Origin of the sequence: Shewanella sp. Scap07, assembly GCF_013394145.1 — a bacterium.
Lineage (GTDB): Bacteria > Pseudomonadota > Gammaproteobacteria > Enterobacterales > Shewanellaceae > Shewanella > Shewanella waksmanii.
The window spans coordinates 3,132,292-3,149,195 of the sequence record NZ_CP041329.1; the positions used below are offsets into that span (position 1 = coordinate 3,132,292).

Consider the following 16,904-nt stretch of genomic DNA (forward strand, 5'->3'; position numbering starts at 1 on the left):
GTCAGTTTCCTTGCAATGGCATGGTCAATTCACCTAACGACAGCGCTCGCACATCATCCCAATCGCTGTCTTTAGCGCCGCTAAAGGACTTAAAGCCTAACTGCCCAAGCAGTGGTGCCAAACGCTGCTGGTTTTCCTTAGCGGTCAAGGCCTCAAGTAAAGCTTGTCGCTGCGCAGGTGAAACCCTGTGATGGGTTGCAAAAGCATGTGGGGTGTAGCCCTGGGTCTGCCACAAAATCTTCAATTTATCGCGCACGTTATCTGGCATATTGTTAAAGGTACGCATCACTCCCCCACCAGCGCTCACCAACCCTTGCGCTACCGCCAGGTAGACTGAATCATGCGAGCCTACATATTTAGGTGTTATCACAATGCTTGCTTTGGCCAAACTGGCCCGAGGAATAATACTGGCAGCAAATGCTGCCGGAGCAGGAAAAGCAACTTGGGCACCATTAAGTTGGTTAATTGAATCAATGCCACTGTCTTTGCCAACCACAATGATGCCGGCTAGGCGTTTGTTTTTCTCTTTGGCCAGAGCCGTATACTCAGTAGGTGGCTGATGAAAGACCACGTAGTGGTAGGGATTCATGTACGCCACATCATATACGCCATCGGCCAAGCGTTGCTCAAAAGTGGGAATATCGGGTGCGGTTGCAAATTGCAATTGGTAAGGTAATTGTGTTGAAAGCTCATCGAGTAAAGGCGCCCACTTTCTGGCCAACGTACTGGCAGCTTGCTGCGGTACCACACCAAAAACTAAACGGGGTTTTTCCTGTTTAAGCTGCTGATTTGCTGACACAGTTGGCAGCAGTAACAGGCACAACATTAGCCCATATCCTATGCTTTTAGTCATATGTACGTCCCTTTAGCTAATTCGCCTCACAGTATCGGCTAAGCATACGCCGCAGACGACATGAATGCGGAGATAAACAGTCGCATTATCAGATATATAGTACAACACGATGCCATTCCCAATATGGATTAGCGATTTGCATAATGCAACTACTGCCACTGCTTTTCTGCATCACGGTAAAGATAGAACCCACTAAGCTATTGATAAGTAAATTATTACATCCAAATTACACAATTTGGCATAACAGTTGAATGGCCTGTCTACAGCCGCAAACATAAAGGCCTAGACATAATGGATTCAATACACAGCCAACCGCACAAGTTATTACTGGTAGAAGATAGCCCTACTGATATGTATTACATTAAGCATGTGGTCAGTGCATTGGGCTTTCAAGTGCAAACCTGCAGCTGCGCTGAGCAGGCATTAGCGCTAATAAAACAGCATCATTTTGACATTGTCATTAGTGACTGGTGCATGCCGGGCATGTCGGGGCCACAATTGGCACAACAGCTCAAAACCTTAGCCAACCCACCCTACATCATCTTGCTCACGGGCAATAACCAAGCTAAGCATACGGTAGCCGGTATTGAAGCCGGCGCCGACGACTTTCTCACTAAGCCATTTAATCCGGCCATTTTGAAAGTCAGGCTATTGGCCGCACAACGAATAATCAATCAGCAACAGTGTTTAGCTGAGCGGAATCAACAACTCGCTCGGAGCTTAGATAAAGAGCAAGCTTACCTACAGCAGATCCGCCAAGAGCTGCACTCGGCCAGCTTGTTACAGCAAGCCTTGTTGCCAGACAATAGCCAAAATCTGGCTGATTGGTCCATCGCGTCAACATTTGACCCCGCCCAAGATTTAGCTGGCGATATTTTCCAATGTTTTGAGATTGACCCATCACACATCGGCTTCTACCTGCTTGATGTCACTGGACATGGTGTGGCAGCGGCAATGCAGAGTTTTACTCTAGCCCAGCAACTGAGTAGTCCACAATGCCCCTGGGATGGCTATGATCCTGCCGTTATCGCCCAAAGCCTCAATGATAACTTCTCCGATCCCGAAGATTTAGGCCGCTTTGCAACCCTAGCAATTGGTATTGCCAACACTCGCACTGGAGAATGTCGTATGACCAATGCCGGTCACCCACGGGCCATTGTGCTCGGCAAACAGCGCGTATCTCAGGCGCCGCTGGATAATCAGCTGCCCATTGGTATCAAAAGCGGCACCCAATATCGCTTTAATACATTCACCTTAAGTCCAAACGAAAGCCTGATGTTATTTTCCGACGGCCTGTATGAATGTGTTCATCCCAAATTTGGCGAGTTTGGGCTGCAGCGAGTAAAACGCTTGTGTCAACAAGCCATTACCATGACGCCAGCAGGCTTACTTAATCACTTACGCCATGCGGTTAATTTATGGCAACAGCAAAACATTCAAGATGATATATCAATGATGATTATCTCTACCCAAACTCAGCACGCTCATTGAACGCTGTTTTGTGCATGAGCACCTAGCCAATAGAATGAGGAAAGACGATGAATAGCTTACAGTTTAATCTCAGCCAAAGTGCGATAGACAGCCAACACTTCTGCACTGAACTCGACCAATTTCTGCTGCAAAACAGCGTGATTGCCGGGCAGCGTTTTAAGATTGTCACTTGTATTTTGGAAGCTGTTGCCAATATAGCGCAGCACAGCCAAGTGGACTTAGCAAAAGTCAGTCTCATTATCCGTTGTGAACGTGATAAGGTGACCATCGATCTGTTAGATAACAGCCCCTTTATTGAGCCGCAAAAACCAAGCTGCCCACCACCGCTTTCTTTAACAGGCAGGGGCTTATGGATTATGCAAAACTGGATGGATCAAGTCAGAGTTCAAGCCAGTGTTGCAGGCACCCATCTACGGCTATCGCTGCTGCGACACTAAATACCTTGTCACTTACACCAGTACTATTGCCAATACTATTGCCAGTACCATGGCCAGTTTCATGCCGATTTCTTAGTGCTAACTAAAGCTCAACCATTTACTGAGCTTTAGTTGGCATCACAACCCTTTACCTGTTGTACCGCTTGAGTGAATTTTCTACCACCTAACGTTAAGCAGTTCAGTAAAGTGATAGCAAAGCGTCCCTTTTAATAGCATTCCGCTACTTTTCTGACCATTTACCATGATTGCAAATTGCGAAAACGATGCTCAGATTGCAATTGCAACATGCTCCCAGGTCTCTGCATCACCCTAACCAAACCAATAAAACCAATAATAACAACAATTTAAAAGTTGGCACAATGACTGCAGATGTCTTAGTCAAACAACAGCGAATAACGCTTAATCACTGGCTAAGGCCTACGGAGTTCAACATGAAATTCTCGCCATTACCCCATAATAATGCCTGTCTAGTGACTTTACCTAAGCAAGTGGTGATGTCACAAACCCCAACGCTACGCGCTGCTCTCACCCGCCAATTAGAGTCTGGGACTAATCGTCTGATTGTCGATCTCCATGAGGTTGAGTACATCGACTCAAGCGGCCTATCAATTTTGATCTCAGCTCTCAAGGTGGCAGATAAAACGGCCGGTGAAGTGGTATTGCTATCACCCACCAATGGCGTTCGCGCGCTAATTGAGCTGACGCAACTACACCAAATATTCACCATTTTTGAGAACAAGCATTCAGCTATTGAACATGTGTGCTCACCCTCAACCGTTTCAAGTCACTAGCCGTTCATTATAGGGAGTACATGACTATGCGTAATCAACTTGGTGGAATACAAACAGCAATACTAGGCGCAACCTTGTTATTGGGCGGTTGCGTCACTCCTCTGCACACAGAAGAAAAGTCATTGTGTCACCAAGATGCCAATAAGCCTCAAAGTCAGCAATGTCATTACTACAGCAATCAAACCCCCTATATTCGCCATCAACCCTATGATGCGCAGCTAATGGTAAACAATGAAAAAGGCCATCCCAGCCTGCAAGATGCAAGCTTGTTGACCATGCAACAAGTCGCCTTAGCCAGCGGCGATCGCTTAAATGTGGAAGTGCTGCATGGTGATGACTTCAGCGGTCAAGTTGAAGTTAACCCTGACGGTTACATCTATCTGCCCTATCTACCGGCAATAAAAGCCAAAGGCTTAAGCCTAGAGCAACTTAAAAATGCAGTCAGTGACACCTTGATATCTGAGCAATTAATGCATGCTCACGCTGTGCGAGTCAGCATAGTACCGCTAAAATGGGGCGCAATTGAAGTACGGATTTCAGGGGCTGTGTACGAGCCGGGGATCCGACTCATCAATAAAAAATCTGAAATTCAAATGGCGGACGAACATGAACAATTTAGCGGGGATTTAGCCAGTGAGCGTAGCCTAGCTGCAGCGTTAAGATCTTCTGGTGGGGTACGCCCTGATGCCGATATCACTCGAGTGATTGTCAGTCGTAACAACCAACGCTTCAACGTCGATCTAACCGGGTTTCTAACAGGCCAATCGGTACCGCATTTTAATTTGGTTGCCGGTGATCACATTCATGTGCCACAAACCGCTCACTTTAATGATGAACTTGCGCGCCCCTCACAAATCACGATACCTGGTATTCGTGTGTTCATCTCAAACTTAACTCAGCCGGCCAGTAGTAACTCGCAATCAGCGGTTGATACCGAAGCGACACGTTTTCCTTACGGCACTAGGTTACTTAGCGGCGCAATCGGCGCTAACTGTGTGGGCGGCGCCAACACCACTAATGCCGATCGCCATGTATTGCTAATCACTAAAAACCCCATCACGCAACAGATGGATGTGGTTGAGCGCTCAATTAACAACCTGATCGCTAATTCTTATCAAAGCAAGGTGAACCCCATTTTACTGCCAGGTGATGGCTTAGCCTGCTACGATTCTCGCATCACCAACATCAGAGAGATTGCGCGAACTTTCACAGATATTTTACTGCCCGCCACACTTTGGAATGCCCTTTAGGGTAAAGGGTAAAGGGTAAAGGTGACTACTATGGCTAATTCAGAGCATGTCCCAACTTCATTACGCTGGCTCACTCGTGCTGTAGTTAATGGCACCAGTTTAGATCCGCAGCAACGCCGCAACCTTTATCTTAAAGTTGGGCTTACCAGCATAGTGGCCATTTGGCTTGTAGTGATTATCGCAATCGTTCTTAGCCCTAAACGATATGAAAGCAAATGGACCCTAATATTACCTGGCGTTGGCGCGGGTGCGACTGTGAGTTTAGACAGCATAGGACAAGCCAATAGTGCTGCCAATTCGCCTTATTCGAGCTCTGCTATCGATCCGCGTCAAAACTACAAAGCGCTATCCACCAGCGATAATGTCATGTCACTTGCCGCAAAAGCGCTTGAGATTAAGCCCAGTGAACTTGGCAAACCTAAACTTAAACTGCCAAGCCAGACCGGTATTATGCAATTTAGCCTTAAGAGCGATGACCCTGTAAAAGCTCAGGAGCGTGCATGGGCACTATACCGCAGCTTACAGTCACTATTGAGCTCACTACGAGCCGATGAAAGCCGCCAACGAGAAAATGGCATCAAAATGGGCATCGAAGGCTTTGCCGATAAGGTTAACCACAGCCAAAAGAACATATTAGCTTTTCAGTCAAAAATAGGCTTAGTGTCATTGGATCAGTTTAAAGAGTTAGCCCTTACCATAGAGCGCTTGCGTCACAATCGCGTCAACTTGGTGGCAAAACTGCAGGGCATCAAAGCCAGTCAACAGACGATTCAAAGCCAGTTAGCACTAAGCCCGCAGCAAGCTGCAGACACACTTAAGTTAAAAAATGATCAGTTGTACCAACAATTGCTGGTTGTTTATAGCCATGCAACCTCGACACTGGCCGAAATCAGTGGCCGCTACGGTGCTAAACACCCGCAGGTACTAACCCAAAAGCAGCAACAAGCAACGCTATTAGCAGCTATGACCAAGCGCAGCCAAAGTTTGCTCGGCTATGCAGACCAAGATCTCATGTTAAAGCTCTCTGCCGATGACATTGATATGCGGGCGGAGCTCATGCAGCAGCTTCTTGCAACTGCTGCTCAAACCAATGGCTTAACCCAAGAAATAGCAGCATTGGATCTGCAAATTAATCAATGGGATGAACGCTTAAAACACAGTAATGACGATGCAGCGAAGCTAGAAGACCTACACCGCCAACATCAAGTCGCTACCGCTGTATTTACCTCAGCGTTAGCTAAGATGGATGTCGGTAAAGCTGACATATATTCTGCTTACCCTATGGTACAACTGCTGTCTGCGCCAAGTTTGGCAGAGCAGCCTAGTAAAATGGCTGCCATTCTTGCCATACTAGGCGGACTAGTGAGCTCGTTTATGATGATCACCGGATTAGGAATCGCATGGATACGCAAACCTATACTGCGCAAAATAGTGACGAAAAAATAGTTTGGTACAGTATTAGCTGTACCTACCTATTTTGGTTATTGGGGGCGGTTTATATTATTGCCCCCGTCATCGCTTGGGTGTTGCTACTTAAAACCATCAAACGCTATACGTTTGATCACATCAGTTACCAAGCCCATTTGGCCACTAAAATTTGGTGTGTGGCCATGTTTATCATGCTTATTGCACTTGTCGTGGCCCACTTAGATTACCAATTGGGCACCGCTAAACTGATTAAGTCGAGTATCGGATGGGCGAAGGGTTGGGCGTTATTAGCGATTTTTCCACTGTTAGGCATGCTTAACATTCGCGCTGAACTTATCTACCGCGCCTGCTGTCAGGTATGCAAGCATACACTAATCTTACTGCCTTTATTCCTCATCGCGTGGTTACTGCGTTTACCGGAAACACTGTATGTGTCGCCAACCAGCATCATAGGTGGGCCGGGGCCAGAGTTTTTCAGTGTCAGCTTATATGAAATTGATCCTGGCAGCGGTTTGCCAAGGTGGCGGCTGTTTACGCCTTGGGCCCCCGCATTAGGTATGCTGGGAAATTTATTCACCATTTTTGCGCTGCAAGAGCGGTCCATTAAATTCAAATGCTATGGGCTTGCGGGATCACTGGTGATGATACTCATCTCGCAATCGAGATTGGCTATCGCCTGCTACCTCTTTTTGTTGGCCTACTTTACTTTTTGGCGTTACTACAAACAGCCATGGCTATATATCATTGCCAGCCCAGTGATACTTATTGCTAGCCTGTTTGGTAGCCAGATCATCGATAAAATTGAGTACAGCATATTGGCAATCAAAGCCGCACGGGCTGGCTCCACTAGAGTGCGTGAAGAGCTCGCCCATATTGCGATTGAGCGCTGGTCAAATGAGGCCATCTGGTGGGGACACGGTATCGTTGAGCGTGGCCCTCACTTAGTTGAGTACATGCCCATTGGCTCTCATCACACTTGGTATGGGCTACTGTTTGTCAAAGGCGCTGTCGGCGCAGTCGCGCTCGCTGTCGCAATGTTAGTGACAGCGCTAAGCTTCTTACGGCATAGCTTTAGCTTGCCACTCAGTCGTGTCGGCTTGGCCATTTTGCTGATGTTAATGCTCTATACCTTTGGTGAGAATTTAGAAATTCTAGCCTACCTGTTTTGGCCGGGACTATTAGTGATGGGTATTGCTTTGAAACAACAAAGCCAACGTAATATCAACGCAAAGCAAAATGCCTAGTTACGTCATTGCAAAATGCGAATATGCAACCTCCCTATAGTTAATTTATAAAAATAAACATAACAAACAATAACATATAAAAACCTAATTAATTGGCACGATTCCTGTAACTAAACAGTAAACAAGCAATATGTCATTGCTTGAAACCAGTTTAGGGTGTGCTATGCAGGCATTAAAACAAGCGCTAAAAACCATCATAAGCCATAAGCTCAGCAAAGGTATTTTTTGGCTAGGCTCAGCCCAAGTACTCGGACGCATAGTACGTTTAGGCTCCAGCATCATCATTGCGCGACTACTCACACCAGAAATCTTTGGCCAAGTCGCCATCATTCTCACTTGCTTTGAACTCATCCATACGCCAACTAAGCGAATAAGTTCCGCAATGTTGATTGCCATGCCAGATAGCGAGTTTAATACCTCACAGCGCAGTGCGAATCAACTCAATTGGATAGCCTGCGTTGGCGCTTTTTTACTGATGGCGATACTGAGTGTGCCGATTGCCAGTTACTATCAACAAAGTGAGCTAATACTGCCGATGATGGTAATGGCATCTAGCTATCTGTTGCTGCCGCTAGGCATGTTACATGCCGCTAAAAACCTCAAAGAAAACAATATGCGTGTAGTGGGTAGCGCCGTGCTATGGCAAACCATTTTTGACAGTTTACTCACGGGGACACTGGCATTACTCGGCCTTGGGATCTGGGCCATCATCATCCCTAAAGTGCTTGTGGTGCTGATTTGGGTTGCTATTCACCGCCGTGCAACCGTTATCAATTACCCACCACAATCTGCCCGTGCACTAGGGCGATTGAGTACACCTGGCATTCAGGTCGGATTGGCTGATCTGAGTATCGCTATGCGACAGAATATTGATTACTTGCTAGTTGGCTACTTGCTAGGAGTCGAAGCACTAGGTGTTTACTTTTTTGCATTCAATGCCAGTTTAGGCATTAGCCTTGGCTTAGTACAAAGCTACGGTACGGCGCTTTATTCAAATCTATGCGAAGCGCCCACTGACAAACGTAGTGAGCAATATGTCAGCTCATTGAAACTTATCTTTATGATAGCCCTACCAATTATTGGACTGCAAGCTGTGCTAGCGCCGTTATACGTGCCCTTTATTTATGGCTCGCAATGGGTCGATGCCGGTGCTTTACCCATTTTTATACTTCTGTGCCTAAGTGGTTTATTTCGCCCGCTGGGTGAAGCCACCAGCCAGCTATTGATTAGTATGGGCCGCAGTAAACTCAACTTGATTTACAACTTGGGTTTCACAGCAGCGCTCACCATCGCCATTGTGATTGCCAGCTACTTTGGCCTATTGATGATTGCGCTCGCCATACTGTTGCTGCATTTAATCGCCATGCCACTTTTCAGCTTTTACATCTATCAAACTCTACAACCTACTCGCGCAAACCGAGTAAAAAAATCGCCTCGGGAGGCACATTATGAATATTAAAGTATCTGTAGTTATGCCGGTTTATAACGTGCAACACTTTGTAAAAAGTGCCATTGAGTCAGTACTCAATCAAAGTTACGACAATTTTGAACTAATCTTGGTAAATGACTGTGCAACGGATAATAGTCTGGCAATTTGCCAAGCTATCCATGACAGTCGCATTAGAATTATCAATCATAAGCACAATAAGGGCTTAGCGGCAGCGCGTAATACTGGTATTCGTCACGCTATCGGCCATTATGTCGCCTTTATTGACTCTGATGATCAATGGCACCAAGACAAACTGCGACTGCACGTTGATCACCTGAATGCTAACCCTAAGGTCGGAATTAGCTTTTCTCGCAGTGCTTTTATGCAACATGATGGCACTATGACTGCCATTTTCCAGATGCCTCAGCTCAACAATATCAGCGCTGAAGTATTGCTATGTCGTAATCCTGTTGGCAATGGCTCCGCGCCCGTGATCAGGCGAGCGGCGCTCAATGATATTCGCTTCCAATCTTATAGTCATGCGAGCGACCATAGCTGTTATTTTGATGAGACCTTCCGTCAATCTGAAGATATTGAGTGTTGGTTAAGAATGATAGCGACCACAAAATGGCAGATGGCCGGTATTCCACAGCCACTCACCTACTACCGTCTTAACCCTGAAGGGCTATCCTCAGACGTCAACAAGCAACTGGCATCCTGGGAAAAGATGATTGATAAAGCCCGCATTTTCGCGCCTAAATTATTGCAGCAGCATGAGAGTAAGGCCCGTGCTTATCAACTTAGGTACTTGGCGAGACAGGCAGTACGCAGTGGTCAAGGGACAACGGCTAAAGAGATGATAAATAAAGCCATCGCCCAGTCCCCAGCATTACTAATGGAAGAGACTGGTCGCACTGTGGTGACGTTTAGCGCCGCTTATCTGCTTTATGTACTGCCTAAAAGTGTATTTAATACCTGTGCCAAAATCGGCCAGTACTGCATAGGGGTAAGACAGCGATGGGTCATTGGTCGCGATGGTGTACGAGCGTCACAGTACTGATTGTTATGCCAAAGCCAGCAAGAAACGCTAATCACCAGGTTAAAGCGTTTGTCGCCGCAGCGATTGACATCAAAAACAGCTAAATTAACCCGTATCGCCCAGCGGTATTTAGCTGCTGTGACACCGCGCAATCGCTGCGCCCGATTTAATACACGATTTGTTATAGCAGTAAACTTGAGAAGTGATAAGGATGAGCTTTGTTCGCCTCAGCTTATTGACACCACATGAGGTTGTTGAAGCAAGGCTGTCCTTCATCTGCCCTGATTAATTTCCGTTGTCGTCTTCACAATGCAAACCGCTTTGCAATCTGCAAATTACCCCTAGTTGCTCACCACCACTTTATTATAAGACACTGTAATTAATACAAATAAAATATTGGCACAGCTCCTGCTATGTATCTATTAGATTTAAGAAACCGTGACGACAGTTTAAGTCTATCGCAACTAATCTAGGAGCTGAATATGAATCGAAGCCAAATCAAGCATACGACAACGACTATGCTGATCCGCTGCATTGACATTATCATCGCGTTATCACTGCTGATCCTCAGCGCCCCTATCATTGCGATTTTCTCTCTTATCCAAAAATTGCGCCTACGCGCTGCGTTCGAGCGTATTGAGCTGTTAGATCAGCAGCAACAATTACTCATAGTGCACCGCTTAGCTGGTGACAATATATTCTCACGCCTACCAGAGTTGTTGCAGGTGGTAAGTGGCAAGCTAAACCTCCTAGGCTCACCGCAGCGTTTTAGTTTCGAGTCTGGCACCGTGGTAACCCTAAAACCCGGATTCATCAGCTTCAACGACGCTCACCAAAAAATGGGGCTTAATTTCCAATGCCAACAACAAGCATTGATTGACGCCCACAGCAGCGCGTTAAGTTACCTACTGGCACTGGCTCGGATAACGATTATCACCGCGTTAGGCAGTCAATCGAATTTGCCGCAAAGTGAAACCTTTGAGTTATTTGGTGCCCGCATCAACAACGTCAGTATGGATGACATGCTCACGCAGGTAATGAGCGCTGCGACTGACAACACCCACGTCTCTCGCTACGCTTTTGTTAATGCTGATTGCATGAACATCGCCTTTGACAATGACACATACCGCTCATCACTTGAAACATGTAAGCAAGTATTTGCCGATGGATTAGGAATGCGTTTAGCGGCCAAACAAGCAGGGATCAGTTTAAAAGACAATGTTAACGGTACCGATATGTTCCCGTTGCTATGTCAACAAATGGCGGAACAAGGCCTGGCCATATTCTTATTGGGTGGCCGCCCGGGTATTGCTGAACAAACTGCACAAAATATGCAGCAACAGTTTCCAAACCTGAAGGTTGCAGGCACTCATCATGGCTACTTAGCTGATAAGCAACTCAATCAATCTGTGATAGATAAAATTAACCAATCCGGCGCCGCTGTGCTGCTGGTCGCCATGGGTGCGCCAATGCAGGAACTTTGGTTACAGAAACACCAGAGTGAGCTTCAAGTCGGTGTGGCTATGGGCGTGGGTGGATTATTTGACTTTTATTCAAATCGTATAAAACGCGCGCCAATGTGGGTAAGACAAATGGGAATGGAGTGGATATGCAGATTGCTCGCCGAGCCAAAACGCATGTGGCGCCGTTATATTATTGGTAATCCACTGTTTCTTTATCGGGTTAATCGCTACCTAAAGCAGCAAGGTGCTGGTAAGGCTGCGCAGACCCCCCCAAGCCAAAGAGCATTGTCGACACAAGGGTTGGCACACCGTTTAGCCAGCCAAGACTTGGCTTACCAAAAGGCGGTATTAACCCGAGTCACCCATAAATTAGCGCTAAGGCTAAATATTGTTGCTAAGCGTATTGTAGATGTTGTGGTAGCCAGCATCGCACTATTACTGCTGTCTCCCTTATTCATGCTGGTTTTCATGCTCATCAGAATTGAATCACCAGGGGCGGTATTTTTTAGCCAGCAACGAGCAGGCAAACATAACCTGCCATTCAAAATGTGGAAATTTCGCTCTATGTACACCGACGCGCAGCAGCGCTTACAAAAGCTGCAAGCGCAAAATGAAATGCAAGGTGGCGTCACATTTAAAATGAAACAGGACCCGCGTATCACTCGTGTCGGCCGCTTTATCCGTAAGGCGTCTATCGATGAATTGCCGCAACTGTGGAATGTACTTAAAGGGGATATGTCGCTGGTCGGCCCTAGACCTGCACTGCTATCTGAAGTGGAGCAATATAGCCAACATCAACGCAGACGATTGAATATCAAGCCAGGTATTACCTGTATCTGGCAGGTCAGTGGCCGGTCTGACATCCCATTCGATAAACAAGTACAGCTAGACATTGATTATATCTACCAACAGTCACTGACTGCCGATATCAGTCTGCTATTAAAAACGATCCCTGCGGTACTCACTGCCCGCGGTGCTTACTAACGGTTTAACACTCTACGTGTATAAGGACGATATTATGCAAGCCATCATACTAGCCAATAGAAGCGGATCTGAACTTACTCCGTTAAATCACCATTACAGCCCGGCGATGCTCAATGTCGGCAGTAAGCGAGTGATTGAATACACCCTCGAAGATCTTGCCGGTGCCGGCATAAAAAACATCAAAATGATTATCTCTACAGACGCCAAGGAGATAGAGCAATACTTACAACAAGGACTACGCTGGGGGGTAAACATTGAGTACTTCCTATCAAAGCCAGAAGAGAACACGCTCGACACACTTAACCGCCTGACAATCAGCCGAGACCAACCTACGTTGATAATCCGCGGTGATATGCTGCGCAGCCCCTGCGTGGAAAAATTTGTCGAATTCTCGGCCCGCTTCCCTGACGCCTATGTACAAGCCAAAATGCAGGGCATTAGCGCTGGCATGATGTTGCTGCCAGCCGCTATCCCGTTTATTGATGAACTGAACTGGCCATTAACTCAAGACCAAAGCCATAACGATGCGGTCACACTGGTTCTACACGGTCACAATTTTCATTTAGATAGCCTGCAAAACTACCACCAAGCCAACCTCAAGCTAGTTCAAGGTGAAATAAAGGGGATATCTCCAAGTGAGTTGTTTGTTGAAAACCAACAATTAGGCGGCTTTTTTCTTGGTGAAAAAGTGCAATTAGATAGGCAATCAATGCGAGCAGCAATGGGGTTAGTGGCTGCGAAAAGCTGGCTGGATGCTAGCGTCGTAATCAACAACACCGCGGTGATTGGTGACCACTGCCTAGTGGGCGCTAACTCCATACTTAACAATTGTGTGATACTGCCTAACACCTATGTAGGTGAAGGGCTGGAACTTAACAATGTGATTGTTAGCAAAAATTTACTCATTAACCTTGATAACGGCGGGCACATCGAGGTTGATGATCCTAGTTTGCTGGCTGCTAATGATTTGCAGGCAACAACCCAATCTAACCAACCCAATCCATGGCTAAGACTCGCTGTACTATTGAGCGCACCAATCATTGTATTGCTAACACTCATCTTGAGTATAGCGAGTCTGTTACGCCACCCAGGTCGTGCCTTTATAGCCGATGAGCTCACCGATAATCAGGGTAACCCACTGCTAAGCTGGCGCCTTAACCTCAACAATCGCTTGCTATCAATATTACCTCAATTGCGACATGTCGTTAGCGGCAGACTCGCCCTATTTGGTGCCAGCGCCAGCAATCATCACGCGCCAAGCCAAAATACACAAACACACAAACCTCAAACTCGCGGCGTGTTCGGGCCTGTGCAGCTGCTACTGCCAAATAATGCCCCAGAAGAGGAACGCCGTTTAGTGGAGATGTCATTCACTCGCGATCCCAATACTCGTAAATACTCACATTTGATTATGAGTACGCTTAAACAATCTTTTGGGCTAACAAGTGGCTTGTCTCACTAGGAGAAAAGAGATGAAAACTATCATAACCTACGGCACATTTGATCTATTTCATTATGGCCACGTGCGACTACTTAAACGATTACGCGCAATGGGTGACAAGTTAATTGTAGCGGTGTCTACGGATGAATTTAATGCCTTAAAAGGTAAGGCGGCTTTTTTTAGCTACGCCCAGCGGGTCGAAATAGTTGACGCGTGCAAATATGTTGATCATGTCATCGCCGAAAACCACTGGCAGCAAAAAGTGGCAGATATTGCCACCCATCATATCGATATATTCGCCATGGGAGATGATTGGCAGGGTCACTTTGACCATCTAAAGCAACATTGCCAAGTTGTTTACCTTGCCCGTACCGATGAAATTTCGACCACTGACATCAAGGTGGACTTAAGCCAACAACAGCATCACTAGACAACTCATATCCAACCAGAATAGCCAAATGCTGGCAATGACCGGAGAAAAACGATGAAGCAAACACACGCAATGTCATATATAAAAGGGCTAATCGCCAAGATTTGTGAAGTGCTCTGTGGTTTGCTCACTCGGCAACACAAAGCCGTATTTGGTTGCTATAAGAATAAGTTCGCTGACAACAGTAAGTACTTATTCTTGCACTGGCAACTCAATGGCTTTATGCGTGCTATCTGGATAAGTGCTGACAATCAAGTACTAGAACAACTCAACGCCAAAGGCTACGAAGCCTATCATCGATGGTCATTACCAGGGATTTATCACTCGTTAACCGCTAAGTTCTATTTCTACAGCAGTTATGTTGGTGACATTAACCGCTACACTCACGGCGGCGCGATAAAGACTAACCTTTGGCACGGTAGTCCACTGAAAAAAATTGAATTTGATATCGACCAAGGACCTTTGTATGAGGTGTATCATAGCCAGCAGCCCATGCAAAAATGGCTTAAATCGGTAAAGTACTATCAAGAGTATATTAAACCTGATGTGATGTTGTGCCCATCGGAGCAAGTACAATCACTGTTTACGTCGGCATTTAAACTAACCAAAAGCGAGACATTACTCTGCAGCAACCCGCGCAGCGATTTTTATGCCTGCTACCCTCATCGCCAAACTGACTTGTCAAAGCTATTTAATGGGTCATATCAAAAGGTGATTCTATATGCGCCCACATGGAGAGACAGTGGCCTAACTGCTACTCAAACTAATGTTTCTCCCTATGATGCAGGCTTTAACTGGCAAGCATTGTCGGCGCAGCTTCAGCGTAATAATCAGTTACTATTGATTCGCTTTCACCCCAATGAAGCCCATTTAGCCAAGGGATTACAATCGATAGCAAATATCATTGATATATCTGAACGCGATGATGTCTATGATGTACTAAAACAGATAGATTTGCTGATCACAGACAGCTCATCTTTATTCATCGATGTCCTGCCCAACAACACCCCTTTTCGGTTTTACTGTTTTGACAATGAACAAACAGCAACACAAGGCGTTAGTAGCCAACGCAGCCACTATGATTACGCCCAAAGTTTGCCACTCATTAGCGATAGCGACAATAGATGGAGATTAACCAATTTTAAACAGCTACAGGTCTGCTTGGACAGTGATTTCACAGCGTTGTCTTGGCAGGAAAAGCAAGATTATGAGAGGTTAAAACGGTGGTTCTGGGATAAGCAAGAAAAGCCAAGTTTCAATACATTAGAACAATGGATAACAGAAACTACCAGCGCTAAAACTACAATGGTTAATCGAACATACAATACTGTGCGGTAAAAGCTATCAAAAAGCTTTTACCGCAAATGTCGAGTAAAGTGGAGTAACTTTATGTATTAATCACTGCCAAATAAATCACGGGTATAAACTTTATCTGCAACATCATTAAGCTCATCAACCATACGATTAGAAACTATCACATCAGCCATTGCTTTAAACTCATCGACATTGTTAACCACCTTTGAATGGAAAAATTCGTCTTGTTGCAATGCCGGTTCATAGACAACAACCTCAATGCCCTTCGCTTTAATTCGCTTCATAATTCCTTGAATAGAAGACGCTCTAAAATTATCAGAACCTGACTTCATAATCAGTCGATATATCCCAACAACATTAGGCGATTTCTTCAATATAGAATCAGCGATAAAGTCCTTACGGGTAGTATTCGCTTCAACAATCGCGCCAATCAAACTGTTAGGTACATCAGCATAGTTAGCTCTTAGCTGTTTAGTGTCCTTAGGTAAACAGTAACCCCCATATCCGAACGAAGGGTTGTTATAATGGCTACCTATTCTAGGATCTAGGCCCACACCTTGAATTATTTGCTTAGTATCTAATCCATGAGTTTCAGCGTAAGTATCAAGTTCATTAAAGTAAGCAACTCTCATGGCCAAATACGTATTAGAAAAGAGCTTTATCGCTTCAGCCTCAGTCGAGTCAGTAAATAACACCTCAATGTCCTGTTTAATCGCTGCTTCAGCGAGAAGATTTGCAAACACCTGAGCACGTTCAGAACGTTCACCAATTATGATTCTCGATGGGTGTAAATTATCGTATAACGCTCGGCCTTCTCTTAAGAACTCAGGACTAAAAATAATATTGTTACTTTGAAACTTATCTATTACTGTCTGAGTATAGCCAACAGGTACTGTTGACTTTATGACCATTACCGCATCAGGGTTTATCTCAATTACATCGGCTATGACTGACTCTACTGAGGCCGTATTAAAGAAATTAGTTTCAGGGTCATAATCAGTCGGTGTCGCAATAACAACGTAATCTGCATCTTTATATGCCAGCGCCTTATCAGTGGTCGCGATAAGGTTTAGTGACTTTTCGACTAAGAATTGCTCGATTTCATCATCTGAAATGGGAGAAACCTTTTGATTGATTAGATTTACTTTATCATCAACAATATCTACTGCCACCACTGTATTATGCTGAGCAAGCAACACTGCATTGGACAATCCAACGTACCCCGTACCAGCAATCGCGACTTTCATTGTTATTCCTCTAAAACTAAAAACGCGTACATTACCATTACCTCGCACCAAAGTCTTCGATGA

The 16,904-nt window shown here is 45.5% G+C and carries 14 protein-coding genes; 12 read left to right on the forward strand and 2 right to left on the reverse strand.

Annotated elements, in window-relative coordinates:
* Window position 1: 1 nt before the first annotated feature.
* Window positions 2-853, reverse strand: coding sequence for a phosphate/phosphite/phosphonate ABC transporter substrate-binding protein (locus FLM48_RS13715; protein WP_179025004.1), 852 nt, complete (start codon window positions 851-853; stop codon window positions 2-4).
* Window positions 854-1,144: 291 nt separating this feature from the next.
* Between FLM48_RS13715 and FLM48_RS13720 the strand changes: the two genes are divergently transcribed.
* The 12 genes from FLM48_RS13720 (at window position 1,145) to FLM48_RS13775 (ending at window position 15,618) form a co-directional block, all read left to right on the forward strand.
* Entirely contained in the window at window positions 1,145-2,344 is a 1,200-nt protein-coding gene (locus FLM48_RS13720) for a SpoIIE family protein phosphatase (protein WP_179025005.1), read from the forward strand.
* A 47-nt stretch (window positions 2,345-2,391) separates the two neighbouring features.
* Window positions 2,392-2,781: an ATP-binding protein gene (locus FLM48_RS13725; protein ID WP_179025006.1), complete on the forward strand. Its 390-nt coding sequence runs from the start codon at window positions 2,392-2,394 to the stop codon at window positions 2,779-2,781.
* A 431-nt stretch (window positions 2,782-3,212) separates the two neighbouring features.
* On the forward strand, window positions 3,213-3,572 hold the full coding sequence (locus FLM48_RS13730; RefSeq protein WP_179025007.1) for an STAS domain-containing protein: 360 nt from the start codon (window positions 3,213-3,215) through the stop codon (window positions 3,570-3,572).
* Between the two features lie 26 nt (window positions 3,573-3,598).
* Window positions 3,599-4,822 (forward strand): polysaccharide biosynthesis/export family protein, encoded by a 1,224-nt coding sequence (locus FLM48_RS13735; protein ID WP_179025008.1) that lies wholly within the window; start codon window positions 3,599-3,601, stop codon window positions 4,820-4,822.
* A 30-nt stretch (window positions 4,823-4,852) separates the two neighbouring features.
* Entirely contained in the window at window positions 4,853-6,268 is a 1,416-nt protein-coding gene (locus tag FLM48_RS13740) for an exopolysaccharide biosynthesis protein (protein ID WP_179025009.1), read from the forward strand.
* Window positions 6,223-7,494 carry an O-antigen ligase family protein gene (locus FLM48_RS13745; RefSeq protein ID WP_179025010.1) on the forward strand — a complete coding sequence of 424 codons (1,272 nt, stop codon included), beginning with the start codon at window positions 6,223-6,225 and terminating at the stop codon, window positions 7,492-7,494. Before FLM48_RS13740 ends, FLM48_RS13745 begins: the two co-directional genes overlap by 46 nt.
* Window positions 7,495-7,624: 130 nt before the next feature.
* Entirely contained in the window at window positions 7,625-8,953 is a 1,329-nt protein-coding gene (locus tag FLM48_RS13750) for an oligosaccharide flippase family protein (protein ID WP_256870941.1), read from the forward strand.
* The gene (locus FLM48_RS13755) at window positions 8,943-9,983 is read left to right on the forward strand and encodes a glycosyltransferase family 2 protein (protein ID WP_179025012.1); all 1,041 of its coding nucleotides are present in this window, start codon (window positions 8,943-8,945) and stop codon (window positions 9,981-9,983) included. Before FLM48_RS13750 ends, FLM48_RS13755 begins: the two co-directional genes overlap by 11 nt.
* 461 nt (window positions 9,984-10,444) lie before the next feature.
* Window positions 10,445-12,409 (forward strand): exopolysaccharide biosynthesis polyprenyl glycosylphosphotransferase, encoded by a 1,965-nt coding sequence (locus FLM48_RS13760; RefSeq protein ID WP_179025013.1) that lies wholly within the window; start codon window positions 10,445-10,447, stop codon window positions 12,407-12,409.
* Between the two features lie 34 nt (window positions 12,410-12,443).
* A complete protein-coding gene (locus FLM48_RS13765; protein WP_179025014.1) occupies window positions 12,444-13,871 on the forward strand; it encodes a sugar phosphate nucleotidyltransferase in 1,428 nt (475 codons plus the stop codon).
* A 10-nt stretch (window positions 13,872-13,881) separates the two neighbouring features.
* Window positions 13,882-14,280 carry a glycerol-3-phosphate cytidylyltransferase gene (tagD, locus tag FLM48_RS13770; RefSeq protein WP_179025015.1) on the forward strand — a complete coding sequence of 133 codons (399 nt, stop codon included), beginning with the start codon at window positions 13,882-13,884 and terminating at the stop codon, window positions 14,278-14,280.
* A 54-nt stretch (window positions 14,281-14,334) separates the two neighbouring features.
* Complete coding sequence (locus FLM48_RS13775; RefSeq protein WP_179025016.1) at window positions 14,335-15,618, forward strand: CDP-glycerol glycerophosphotransferase family protein; 1,284 nt, start codon at window positions 14,335-14,337, stop codon at window positions 15,616-15,618.
* Window positions 15,619-15,674: 56 nt separating this feature from the next.
* Here FLM48_RS13775 and FLM48_RS13780 read toward each other — a convergent pair whose 3' ends face one another.
* The gene (locus FLM48_RS13780) at window positions 15,675-16,841 is read right to left on the reverse strand and encodes a nucleotide sugar dehydrogenase (RefSeq protein WP_179025017.1); all 1,167 of its coding nucleotides are present in this window, start codon (window positions 16,839-16,841) and stop codon (window positions 15,675-15,677) included.
* Window positions 16,842-16,904 lie beyond the last annotated feature (63 nt).

Bases quoted from the DNA above. Each gene is read 5' to 3' on its own strand.
- FLM48_RS13715 (WP_179025004.1), bottom strand. From the start codon at position 853: ATGACTAAAAGCATAGGATATGGGCTAATGTTGTGCCTGTTACTGCTG.
- FLM48_RS13720 (WP_179025005.1), top strand. From the start codon at position 1,145: ATGGATTCAATACACAGCCAACCGCACAAGTTATTACTGGTAGAAGAT.
- FLM48_RS13725 (WP_179025006.1), top strand. From the start codon at position 2,392: ATGAATAGCTTACAGTTTAATCTCAGCCAAAGTGCGATAGACAGCCAA.
- FLM48_RS13730 (WP_179025007.1), top strand. From the start codon at position 3,213: ATGAAATTCTCGCCATTACCCCATAATAATGCCTGTCTAGTGACTTTA.
- FLM48_RS13735 (WP_179025008.1), top strand. From the start codon at position 3,599: ATGCGTAATCAACTTGGTGGAATACAAACAGCAATACTAGGCGCAACC.
- FLM48_RS13740 (WP_179025009.1), top strand. From the start codon at position 4,853: ATGGCTAATTCAGAGCATGTCCCAACTTCATTACGCTGGCTCACTCGT.
- FLM48_RS13745 (WP_179025010.1), top strand. From the start codon at position 6,223: ATGGATACGCAAACCTATACTGCGCAAAATAGTGACGAAAAAATAGTT.
- FLM48_RS13750 (WP_256870941.1), top strand. From the start codon at position 7,625: ATGTCATTGCTTGAAACCAGTTTAGGGTGTGCTATGCAGGCATTAAAA.
- FLM48_RS13755 (WP_179025012.1), top strand. From the start codon at position 8,943: ATGAATATTAAAGTATCTGTAGTTATGCCGGTTTATAACGTGCAACAC.
- FLM48_RS13760 (WP_179025013.1), top strand. From the start codon at position 10,445: ATGAATCGAAGCCAAATCAAGCATACGACAACGACTATGCTGATCCGC.
- FLM48_RS13765 (WP_179025014.1), top strand. From the start codon at position 12,444: ATGCAAGCCATCATACTAGCCAATAGAAGCGGATCTGAACTTACTCCG.
- tagD (WP_179025015.1), top strand. From the start codon at position 13,882: ATGAAAACTATCATAACCTACGGCACATTTGATCTATTTCATTATGGC.
- FLM48_RS13775 (WP_179025016.1), top strand. From the start codon at position 14,335: ATGAAGCAAACACACGCAATGTCATATATAAAAGGGCTAATCGCCAAG.
- FLM48_RS13780 (WP_179025017.1), bottom strand. From the start codon at position 16,841: ATGAAAGTCGCGATTGCTGGTACGGGGTACGTTGGATTGTCCAATGCA.